The sequence below is a fragment of the Streptosporangium jomthongense genome, assembly GCF_042650425.1.
GTDB lineage: Bacteria > Actinomycetota > Actinomycetes > Streptosporangiales > Streptosporangiaceae > Streptosporangium.
This window is the reverse complement of sequence record NZ_JBHSBC010000018.1, coordinates 79,169-88,776: the sequence shown is the minus strand read 5'-3', so window position 1 is coordinate 88,776 and position 9,608 is coordinate 79,169. Positions and strand designations below refer to the sequence as shown.

The window sequence follows — 9,608 nt, the reverse complement described above, 5'->3', positions numbered from 1 at the left end:
CCCGCGGGTTCACCCGTGGGGCCCGTTACCGCGCCAGGGCCTCCGGGCTGTTGACGTAGACCCTGCCGAAGTCGACGAGCGGGGTGAAGCCCCCGAAGTTACGCTCGACCTGGGCCTTCTCGGTCGCGTTCGGGTAGGGGTTGGTGCAGCCGGTGCCCGCGCTCGCGCCGGACATCAGGTCCGAGCACAGGCCGGTGCGCCGGTCGGGCAGCCCCAGGATGTGACCGATCTCGTGGGTGGCGATGCGCAGCGGGTTGTGGCCCTCGGAGGTGGCCTGCCTGCCTATCCAGACCGTGCCGCGGCCGAGGCTGGTCGGCTGGGCCCGGGGCCAGCCGTAGTCCGCGTACACGACGAAGTCGGCCGGGCTGCCTGCGACCAGCCGCACGCTGGTGACGCTGGAGTTCCACACCTGTGCCGCCTGGTCGATCGCGGAGCGGAACTCCGCGGCCCGGCTGGCGTCGTACCTGAGCACCCGTACGGCCACCGCCTCACCGGGAGTCGCCTGCGCCGTCCCCGCCTGCGCGGGGGAGACGGTCGCGAGGAAGGCGAGCCCGAGGACGAAGCCGACGGCCAGGCGCATGATTCTCAGCACTTCGCTGATCTCCTCTGTCTGGGGGGTGGCTCGTGGGGACGAGCCGGGGAGGGGAGGAGAACGGTCAGCCGACCTTGAGGGTCAGCCCGTAGGTCTGCAGGATCTCGTTGACGGGCTGGAAGTAGGTCGTGCCGCCCGAGCTGCAGTTGCCCGAGCCGCCGGAGGTGACGCCCTGCGCCTGGCTGCCCGAGATGAACGAGCCGCCCGAGTCGCCGGGCTCGGCGCAGACGTTGGTGCGGGTCACCTGGTAGACCGTGCCCTGGGAGTAGGTGACGGAGGTGTTGTGCTGCTGGATGGTCCCGCAGCGCCAGCCGGTGGTCGAGCCGGAGCGGCAGACGGAGGCGCCGACCGTGGCCTGGGTCGAGCCCTTGACGATGACGTTGGTGCCGCCCGACCTCACCCACGGCTGGGGCGTGGAGCCGGGGGTGGAGACCCAGGCGTAGTCGTTGCCGGGGAACGAGGAACCCTGGAAGGTGCCCGACGGGCTGCTGGTGGTCTGGCCCGTCCTGCCGCAGTGGCCCGCGGTGACGAAGCCGGGGGTGCTTCCCTTGGTGACGGTGAATCCGATGCTGCACCGGCTGCCGCTGCCGATGTAGTACGGGTCGCCTCCCCTGATGTTGGCGTAGGTCTGCGGCTGCTCCGCGGAGACCTGGACCCGTACGGCGTCACCGCCGACCCCGGCGGCCGACAGCAGGGCCTCGCCCGCCTCCCGCTGACCGGCGACCACGACGACGCTGTTGGTCGGCAGGTCCACGTACCACAGGGAGGCGCCCGCCCGGGCCTGGGCGGGCGCCTGGTCCAGGCGTGCCTTGAGCGCGTCGAGCTGGGCCAGGGAGCGGCCGACGACCACGGGCTGGGCGCCCTTGGCCCTGATGGCGGAGACCGCGGTCGCGTCGCTGGTGGCGACGAGGAGCTGGGTGGCGTCGGCGTTGAGCCAGGCGCCGGCGTATCCGTCGCCGAGGGTCGTGCTCAGGAGGGCCTCGGTGCTCGCCGCGCGGGCCTCGTTGGCCAGCCGGGTGACGGCCTGTTCCGCGGTGAGGCCGAGGTCGCGCTGGAGTGCCTCGATCATCGAGGGGGCGGGCTGCGCGGCCGGTTGGGCGGTGGCGGGGGAGACGGTGGCCACCACACAGAGGGCGGCGACGGCGGCGCCGGACAGGAGGGAACGCTTACTCAACATATGCACTCCTTGTGAGGGGTGCTGTCAAAGTATTTGTCAGGGCATGACTGAGCAATGTGGCAAAAACTCCCTACCGCAGTGGTATGACGTCACCGCGTTATGACCCCTGCTCAGCGGGGGCAGGCAGCGCCATCCGCGTGCCTTCTGGGCCCGATCGGCGGCCTGGTGCGGACGGCGCGGCCCCGGCGAGGTAAGGCTCGCCGGGACCGGCACGGGTCTGACGGGACGAGCCGTCCCCCCGAGGGCTGCCCGTCTCGCCGTCGTCCTCCTCCCACCGTCCGCGAGGAGTCCGCGAACGTCTCTCCGCGGGGTGAGGCGACCGAAACGGCGAACGTGTGATCGCCGCCGGTTGTTCCCGCGCGGGGCGATTCCCGGACGAGCTTCGGGAGGAAAACAGGGCTATATCCCCCGATGGGTGATGATTCCTGACAACGATCACGTGGGAGAGCGTCAAACCGCCGGTCCTGGGCCAGGCGGAACCCCCGGGATAGATTGCTTGACTCACGGATTCCACGGACTCCGCGCCCGGCACGGTCCAGGGCGTTCCGTCCGGCGGTCACAGGAGGATGCGCGCGATGACCCACCAGCCTGCCGAGGACGGCGAGATCGGGCTGGAAGAGGAGTCGCCGCTCCCGCGGCGTCTCGAAGCGCCCCGCTGCCCGCAGACCGAGTCGGGACGCCGGTGCGTCCTGCCCGTCGACCACGAGCTCGGGCACGTCTACCCGCACCGCAAGGCCGGCTGACCGGTCAGCCGGTCGAAGCCGCCTACAGCCGCCGCAGTGCGGGCAGCAGCTCCCTGGCCGACCAGTCGAGGAACTCCCGCTGGTGCTCGTGACCGATCTGGACCAGCGCGACGTGGGTGAAGCCCGCCTCGGTGTAGCGGCGCACCGCCTCGACGACCGCGTCCACGTCCGGGCCGCACGGCACCTTCCCGGCCACGTCCTCGGGGCGTACGGTCTGCGCGGCGGCGGCGAAGTTGACCGGAGCGGGCAGCTCGGCCATCACCTTCCAGCCCGTGACCGACCAGCGCCACAGCCGGTGGGCCCGCTCCTTGGCCGCCTCGGCGTCCCGGTCGTAGGAGAGGGCGAGCTGGCCGTAGACCGGCTTGCCCCGCCCTCCGGCGGCGGAGAAAAGGCCGACCAGCTCCGCGTCGGGGTCGACCGCGACGAGCGCGTCGCCGTACTCGGCGGCGATCTCCCCCGAGCGGCCGCCCGAGGCGGCGATCGCGATCGGCACGGGATCGCCGGGCAGGTCGAACAACCTGGCCGAGTCGACGTCGAAGTACTCGCCGTGATAGGTCGTGTAACGCCCCTCGAACAGCTCCTTGATGATCTCCACGGCCTCGCGGAACATCTCGTGCCGGGTGTCGGCGGGCGGCCACCCCTCGCCGATCACGTGTTCGTTGAGGTTCTCGCCCGCGCCCAGGCCGAGCGTGAAACGCCCCCCGGTCAGCGCCCCCATCGTGGCGGCCTTCTGCGCCACGACCGCGGGGTGGTAACGCATGATCGGGCAGGTCACGTACGTCATCAGCGGCAGCCGTTCGGTGGCGCGCGCCGCCGCGCCGAGCACCGACCAGGCGTACGGCGAGTGCCCCATCTCCTCAAGCCACGGGAAGTAGTGGTCGGAGATGACCGCGTAGTCGAACCCCGCCCGTTCGGCCTCGGCGACGTCGTCGACGAGCTGCCCGGGGGGAGTCTGCTCGCACATCATCGTGTAACCGATCTCCACCATGTCCGGGTCCCTACCCGCCTCTTTCACGAGACTCGCCGGAAAGGAGGAGATCTGGGCGTTCTTTGCCGTACGCCGGGCCGGCGCCCCGTCGAATAGCATGTGACCGCGCCTGAACGGCGGGCCATCAGGACGAGAAGGACGGAACGGGTCTTCCATGTTCGACGACAAGACACAGGAGACCCTCAGGCGCCTGCTCGACCTCGCCGGGCACCCCTCGACCCCGGAGCCGGAGCGGGCCCTGGCGGTGGCGAGGATCAGGGCGCTCGTCATGGTCCCCGAAGGAGACGCCAGACGCGCGCCGGTCACCACGGCCATGGACGCCGACATCCTCAGGAGGATCAGGCCGCTGGTCCGCGGGGTCGAGGAGGACACGGTCGAGGAGGTCCACGGCGACCTGTACGCCTTCGGCACCCGCCACCGGGTGATCGGCGAGGTCGCCGACGAGATGGCCCGCGCGCTCGAACGCTGGAGCGAGGTCGTCCCGGAGCGGCGGCACCGTCACGAGGAGGCGGTGCGCACGGCCGCCACGAAGCTCACCTATCTCCTGGAGCGTCGTGACCTGCTGCGCAGGCCCGGGTGGCGCGCCCGCACGCGTTAGGCGGCGTTCAGACCGGGGGGACGCGCACCTCGACCGTCCTGCCGTCCGGGTCGTGGAACAGGTGACGGCCGGGGGTGAGCGCGGTGCCGTCCAGGGCCAGGCCGGGATCGACGGTGAACCCGAGGCGCAGCGCGCCGGTCGTGCGACGCGGTGACGACGGATAGATCTCGAAGACGGTCCCGTCGTCGAGCACCGCGGCGTAGTGCGCCGGCCCCGTCCCGTGCCGTTCACCCCGGAGTTCGAGTCCGAGGGAGGCGTAGAAGGCGCGACAGGCCTCCAGGGCGGGGGTGTAGATCACGATCAGGGTGGATCTGGGTGCCATGCCGTCTCCTCGCGGGGTCGAACGCTGGACCGGATGTGAGGGACGGGTCTCGTCGGCACCGACCAGGCTGTCGGACGCCGTTGTCAGAACAGCCGGTCAAGGCGGCCAGGTGGATCGGCCAGGTGGGGGATCGTCAGATCAGGCCGAGGGAGAGCATCGCGTCCGCGACCCTCTTGAACCCGTCGATGTTGGCGCCGGCCACGTAGTCGCCCGGCATGCCGTACTCGGCGGCGGTGTTCAGGCAGCGGGAGTGGATGTCCCGCATGATCTGCTGCAGGCGGTTCTCGGAGAACTCGAAGGTCCACGAGTCGCGGCTGGCGTTCTGCTGCATTTCGAGGGCGCTGGTCGCGACCCCGCCCGCGTTGGCGGCCTTGCCCGGGCCGAAGGCGACGCCCGCCTCCTGGAAGATGCGGATGCCCTCCGGCGTGGTGGGCATGTTGGCGCCCTCGCCGACGGCGACGCAGCCGTTGCCGACGAGCAGCCCGGCGTCGCGGCCGGTGATCTCGTTCTGGGTCGCCGAGGGCATCGCCACCTCGCAGGGCACCTCCCAGATGCTCCTGCCGGAGACGAAGACGGCCTGGGAACCCCTGCGCTCGGCGTAGACGTTCATCCGCTGGCGCTCGACCTGCTTGACCTGCTTGAGCAGGTCGAGGTCGATGCCCTTCTCGTCGACGACGTAGCCGGAGGAGTCGGAGCAGGCGACCACGACGCCGCCGAGCTGCCGGATCTTCTCGATCGTGTAGACGGCGACGTTGCCGGACCCGGAGACCACGACGCGCTTGCCGTCGAACGACGTGCCACGGGCCTTCAGCATCTCGTCGACGAAGAAGGCGCAGCCGTACCCGGTGGCCTCGGTGCGCACCTGCGCGCCGCCGTAGCTGAGTCCCTTGCCGGTGATGACGCCGGACTCGTAGCGGTTGGTGATGCGCTTGTACTGGCCGAACAGGTAGCCGACCTCGCGTCCGCCGACGCCGATGTCACCGGCGGGCACGTCGGTGTACTCACCGATGTGGCGGTACAGCTCCGTCATGAAGCTCTGGCAGAAGCGCATGATCTCGCGCTCGGAGCGGCCCTTGGGGTCGAAGTCGGAGCCGCCCTTGCCGCCGCCGATCGGCAGGCCGGTCAGGCTGTTCTTGAAGATCTGCTCGAAGCCGAGGAACTTGACGATGCCGAGGTAGACGGACGGGTGGAAGCGCAGCCCGCCCTTGTAGGGGCCGAGGGCGCTGTTGAACTCGACCCGGAAGCCCCGGTTGATGTGGACCTCGCCCCGGTCGTCCTCCCACGGGACCCGGAAGATGATCTGCCGCTCCGGCTCGCAGATCCGCTCGATGATCTTCGACTCGGCGTACTCGGGGTGCTTGCCGAGCACCGGGCCGATGCTCTCCAGGACCTCACGGACGGCCTGGTGGAACTCGATCTCGCCCGGGTTACGCCGGAGCACGTTCTCGTAGATCGACGACAGTCGTTCGTGCAGCATCAGATTTGTCCCCTGCCCTTCGTAGGCGCATTCCTGCGCCCCACCTTAGGGGGAGGTGTCCGGAGCGTCCGAATCGGCCTCCCTGGGTACGCGACCGCCACCCGCTCCGTGGGCGGCGGTCACGCCCGGGCCCTCAGGGGCGCAGGACGATCTTCCCCGCCGTACGGCGGGCCAGAAGGTCCTCGATCGCCGTCCTGGCGTCGGAGAGCGCGTACTCGCCGCCCGCGATCGGCCGGATGCGACCGGTCCCGGTGAGTTCGAGCAGTTCGCTGAGCTGCGCCTGGTAGCCCCCCGGCCTGGCGAGCACCGGCCGGATCCAGAAGCCCGCGACCGAGATGTTGGCCTCCAGCAGGCGGCCGACGTCGACCGGGCTCGGGTCCCGGTGCGAGGCGGTGCCGTAGCTGATCAGGCGGCCGAACTCGGCGACCGCGCCGAGCGCGGCGTCGAAGACCTCACCGCCGACCGCGTCCAGGATCACGTCGGCGCGCTCACCCAGGTTGGCCTCGATCACCCGCTCCGCGTAACCCTCGGCCGAACCGTCGACGGCCGCGTCCGCGCCCAGGCTCAGCGCCAGTTCGCGCTTCTCCGGGGTTGAGGCGGTCGCGATCACCCTGCCCGCGCCCAGCTCCCTGGCGAGCTGGACCGCGAGGTGTCCGACGCCGCCGGCGGCCGAGTTCACCACGACGCTCTCGCCCTTGCGGACCCGCGCCGCCGTGCCCAGCAGGTGCCAGGCGGTCAGGCCCTGCACCAGCAGCGCGAGGGCCTCGCCCGCGACGGCCTCCTCGGGCAGGTCGACGACGTCATCCAGCTTGATCAGGGCCTTGCTCGCGTAGGCCTGCCTGGCCAGGCCCATGACACGGCGGCCGTCCGAGGTCCGTCCCACGACCTCGCTGCCGGGGATGAACGGCAGGTCAGGGGAGAGGTAGGTCCCGGCGATCCGCTCGGCGTCGGCGTAGTTCACCCCCGCGGCCTCGACGTCCACCAGGATCTCGTCCGGGCCGGGAACCGGGTCGGGCACCTCGGACTCGACCAGCGTCTCGGGACCGCCGAGCCGGGTGATCTGGATGGCGCGCATGAATGTCCTCTGGTTCGTCGGTTGGTTGTGCCGGTCAGCGTAGGAAGCGCCACGAACGGGAACCAGGGGCCCGGGTTCATGAGATCGTTTTTTCCATGAGAGGCGTTCATATAACGTCTGCGACGTGACCAACGAGGATCTGACGCCAAGTGAACTGCGCGTTCTGGTCGCCGTCGAGAGCCGGCACGGTTTCTCCGCGGCCGCGGTCGAGCTCGGTCTCACCCAGTCCGCGGTCTCCCATGCCGTCAGGGCCGCCGAACGCAAGATGGGCACGGTGCTGTTCCGGCGCGGGCGCAACGGAGCACGGCCGACGGCGGCGGGGGCGGCGGCCGTCGGGCACGCCCGGCGCATCCTGCGGCTCATGGACGTCATGAAGGCGGAGACGCACGCGGCCTCCGCGGGGGAGACGACGGGGACCATCAGGGTCGCGGCCTTCCGCAGCGCGGCCTTCCATCTGCTGCCCATCGTGCTCGCGCGCTTCGCCAGGCGTTACCCGAAGGTCACGGTCGACGTCCGTATCGTGCCGGAGCTCGGCAGGGGCATCGCCGGGGAGGTGCTGGACGGCCGGGCCGATCTCGGCATCGCCACGCTTCCCTCCCGGGTCGACGGGCTGGTCGGCCGTGACCTGTTCGCCGAGCCGTACGTGCTGGCCTATCCCGCCGGGCACCCCTGCCCGCGCAGCCTGCCGATGATCGACTGGCACGAGAACTGCTCGGCCGAGACCAGGCTGTGGCTGGCCAGGCAGGCCTGGATCCCGCCGGGTGACATCCAGGTCGAGGACGACGGCGTCGTGGTCTCCATGGTGGGCTACGGCCTCGGCGCCGCCATCGTGCCGAGGCTGACCCTCGTGGACGCGCCGCCGAAGGTCGCGATGGAGAAGCTCGGCGAGGACCCGCCGATGCGGCACGTCGGCTACGTCGCCACCTCGGAGATGCTCGGCTCCGCCGTCGTCCGCGACCTGGTCGGCGAGCTGCGGGCCCACTGCGCGGAACGGTTCGCCGCGGTGGGCTGAGCCTCAGCGCCCCGGGGAGGGCCAGGCGTTGGGGCGGCAGCCGTACAGGGACTTGGTCTGCTGGAGCATCACCGGGGCCCGCCTGCCCGGCCCCGGGCAGCGCGCGTGGCCGTGGCCGAGCCCGTGTCCGACCTCGTGGTTGACGACGTACTCGCGGTAGGAGGCGACGTCACGGCCGTAGCCCCGCGCGCCCGCGTTCCAGCGCCTGGCGTTGATGACCGCGCGCCCGTGGTTCCAGCACGACAGCGCGCCGAAGGTGATCAACGGCCTGCACATGCGGTCGGTCATCGCGGGGCTGGACAGCGAGACCCTGATCCGTGCCGGGCCGCGTCGTACCCGCTGGAACCGGAACCCCCAGCTCCTGCGGTCGTTGAGAACGCGGTGCACCTCGTCGGCGAACTCCTGTCCGTCGAAGGGCAGCCCGCGCTCGACCTCGACGACGTACCGGATCACCTTGCCCGCCCGGCGTCCTCGGGGCGGCGGGGGAGGGGCGGCCTCACCCGCGACGACGCGGTAGCGGCCCCCGGCCGAGGCGGGCACGGAGACCCGCGCGGGCTGGCGGCGTCCGTTGGCCAGCAGGAACGTCCGCTCGGGATCCGTACGGCGCGCGGACTCGGTCGGCGTGGGGGGAGGCGTGGGGGTCGGGGACGGGACAGGGGTCGCCTCCGGGGCCGCCGCTCCGTCCGCCAGGGGAGGGGCGGGCTCGTCGCGGTCCGGGACGGGGTGACCGGTCAGCACGGCGCCGCTCCCGATCGCGAGCGTGGCCGAGATGCCGACGGCAAGAGCCCACAAAAAGGGCTTACGCTCGCTAAGCCTGATGTTCCTCGACATAGGCCGTAAACCATATTACCCATCGGCGTCCCGATCACCTCGGAAGGCGGAAGCCGCCGGGCCCCGGAGAGGCCGTCACTCGGTCCTCGCGGCACCCGCCCACGTCGCCGCCGACAGCCACGTCAGTGACGCGCAGCCCAGCAGGTGGACCACGCCGGTAAGCGGTGTGTCGGGCAGCGGCGCCAGTACGGCGAGCAGCGGCAGGAAGAACCCGTAGCCCGCGGCGGCGGGCCAGGGCAGCACCCGGGCTCTGAGCATCGAGAGGCCGAACAGGGCGACACCGGTGACGAACACGACGATGGAGCCGAGCAACGCCGGCCTGGCCGGCCCCTCCAGCACCAGGGCGGCCGTGCTCTCGTCAAGGAAGAAGACCACCAGGTTCAGCGAGAACGCGACGCCGGCGAACAGCCCGAGACCCACGACGTTCACCGCGTACGCGATCGCCCCCAGCCGCCCGGCCACGGCACACTGCCGCAGGTGGAACGCGGTGACCGCCGGGGCGGCGAAGGCGGCTCCGATCCCCGCGACGAAGCTCGTCGCGGGTGTCTCGCCGGTGAAGGGCTCGATCGCCCCCGGTATGCCGAGGGAGAGGCCGGTCAGCATCCCGCAGATCGCGCCGAAGCGCAGCAACCAGGAGATGGACATGTGAAGAGCTCCTTTTCGGGTGAGCCGATGGGTTTTCCGCGTGGACCGACGACGCCCGGACGATGTACGGGACGGCTCTGCGGCCGAAGGCGCCGCCTACGGACGAGACGACCGTAGGAACGGCGCGATCCGGCGCGGAAGTGCCGTG

Annotated in this window: 11 protein-coding genes; 3 read left to right on the top strand and 8 right to left on the bottom strand. The window is 71.2% G+C overall.

Translation table 11 applies throughout. The annotated features are described in order from the left end of the window. Nucleotides 1-25: 25 nt before the first annotated feature. Nucleotides 26-592 carry a snapalysin family zinc-dependent metalloprotease gene (locus ACFOYY_RS18060; RefSeq protein WP_352013047.1) on the bottom strand — a complete coding sequence of 189 codons (567 nt, stop codon included), beginning with the start codon at nt 590-592 and terminating at the stop codon, nt 26-28. A 64-nt stretch (nt 593-656) separates the two neighbouring features. Then, nucleotides 657-1,769, bottom strand: a complete 1,113-nt coding sequence (locus tag ACFOYY_RS18055; RefSeq protein ID WP_352013046.1) for a S1 family peptidase — start codon at nt 1,767-1,769, stop codon at nt 657-659. A gap of 575 nt (nt 1,770-2,344) precedes the next feature. On the opposite strand from ACFOYY_RS18055, the gene ACFOYY_RS18050 reads away from it, so the two are divergent. Then, a complete protein-coding gene (locus ACFOYY_RS18050; protein WP_362777501.1) occupies nt 2,345-2,512 on the top strand; it encodes a hypothetical protein in 168 nt (55 codons plus the stop codon). Between the two features lie 22 nt (nt 2,513-2,534). Here the strand turns inward: ACFOYY_RS18050 and ACFOYY_RS18045 are convergent, their stop codons facing one another. Next, complete coding sequence (locus tag ACFOYY_RS18045; protein ID WP_352013044.1) at nt 2,535-3,500, bottom strand: TIGR03557 family F420-dependent LLM class oxidoreductase; 966 nt, start codon at nt 3,498-3,500, stop codon at nt 2,535-2,537. 154 nt (nt 3,501-3,654) lie between these two features. On the opposite strand from ACFOYY_RS18045, the gene ACFOYY_RS18040 reads away from it, so the two are divergent. Further along, nucleotides 3,655-4,098 carry a hypothetical protein gene (locus ACFOYY_RS18040; RefSeq protein ID WP_352013043.1) on the top strand — a complete coding sequence of 148 codons (444 nt, stop codon included), beginning with the start codon at nt 3,655-3,657 and terminating at the stop codon, nt 4,096-4,098. Nucleotides 4,099-4,105: 7 nt separating this feature from the next. On the opposite strand, the gene ACFOYY_RS18035 is transcribed toward ACFOYY_RS18040, so the two are convergent. The 3 genes from ACFOYY_RS18035 to ACFOYY_RS18025 form a co-directional block, all read right to left on the bottom strand. After that, on the bottom strand, nt 4,106-4,420 hold the full coding sequence (locus ACFOYY_RS18035) for a glyoxalase/bleomycin resistance/dioxygenase family protein (RefSeq protein WP_352013042.1): 315 nt from the start codon (nt 4,418-4,420) through the stop codon (nt 4,106-4,108). Between the two features lie 133 nt (nt 4,421-4,553). Next, nucleotides 4,554-5,897, bottom strand: coding sequence for an NADP-specific glutamate dehydrogenase (gdhA, locus tag ACFOYY_RS18030; protein ID WP_352013041.1), 1,344 nt, complete (start codon nt 5,895-5,897; stop codon nt 4,554-4,556). Nucleotides 5,898-6,030: 133 nt separating this feature from the next. Beyond that, a complete protein-coding gene (locus ACFOYY_RS18025) occupies nt 6,031-6,972 on the bottom strand; it encodes a quinone oxidoreductase family protein (RefSeq protein WP_386190365.1) in 942 nt (313 codons plus the stop codon). 124 nt (nt 6,973-7,096) lie between these two features. On the opposite strand from ACFOYY_RS18025, the gene ACFOYY_RS18020 reads away from it, so the two are divergent. After that, entirely contained in the window at nt 7,097-7,984 is an 888-nt protein-coding gene (locus tag ACFOYY_RS18020) for a LysR family transcriptional regulator (protein ID WP_352013039.1), read from the top strand. Between the two features lie 3 nt (nt 7,985-7,987). Here ACFOYY_RS18020 and ACFOYY_RS18015 read toward each other — a convergent pair whose 3' ends face one another. After that, nucleotides 7,988-8,722 (bottom strand): DUF3152 domain-containing protein, encoded by a 735-nt coding sequence (locus tag ACFOYY_RS18015; RefSeq protein WP_352013038.1) that lies wholly within the window; start codon nt 8,720-8,722, stop codon nt 7,988-7,990. 168 nt (nt 8,723-8,890) lie between these two features. Further along, on the bottom strand, nt 8,891-9,460 hold the full coding sequence (locus ACFOYY_RS18010; protein WP_352013037.1) for a hypothetical protein: 570 nt from the start codon (nt 9,458-9,460) through the stop codon (nt 8,891-8,893). Nucleotides 9,461-9,608: the final 148 nt, after the last annotated feature.

Excerpts from the sequence above, each read along its gene's own strand:
- ACFOYY_RS18055 (WP_352013046.1), bottom strand. The coding sequence starts at position 1,769 with ATGTTGAGTAAGCGTTCCCTCCTGTCCGGCGCCGCCGTCGCCGCCCTC.
- ACFOYY_RS18010 (WP_352013037.1), bottom strand. The coding sequence starts at position 9,460 with ATGTCCATCTCCTGGTTGCTGCGCTTCGGCGCGATCTGCGGGATGCTG.
- gdhA (WP_352013041.1), bottom strand. The coding sequence starts at position 5,897 with ATGCTGCACGAACGACTGTCGTCGATCTACGAGAACGTGCTCCGGCGT.
- ACFOYY_RS18050 (WP_362777501.1), top strand. The coding sequence starts at position 2,345 with ATGACCCACCAGCCTGCCGAGGACGGCGAGATCGGGCTGGAAGAGGAG.
- ACFOYY_RS18040 (WP_352013043.1), top strand. The coding sequence starts at position 3,655 with ATGTTCGACGACAAGACACAGGAGACCCTCAGGCGCCTGCTCGACCTC.
- ACFOYY_RS18035 (WP_352013042.1), bottom strand. The coding sequence starts at position 4,420 with ATGGCACCCAGATCCACCCTGATCGTGATCTACACCCCCGCCCTGGAG.
- ACFOYY_RS18045 (WP_352013044.1), bottom strand. The coding sequence starts at position 3,500 with ATGGTGGAGATCGGTTACACGATGATGTGCGAGCAGACTCCCCCCGGG.
- ACFOYY_RS18025 (WP_386190365.1), bottom strand. The coding sequence starts at position 6,972 with ATGCGCGCCATCCAGATCACCCGGCTCGGCGGTCCCGAGACGCTGGTC.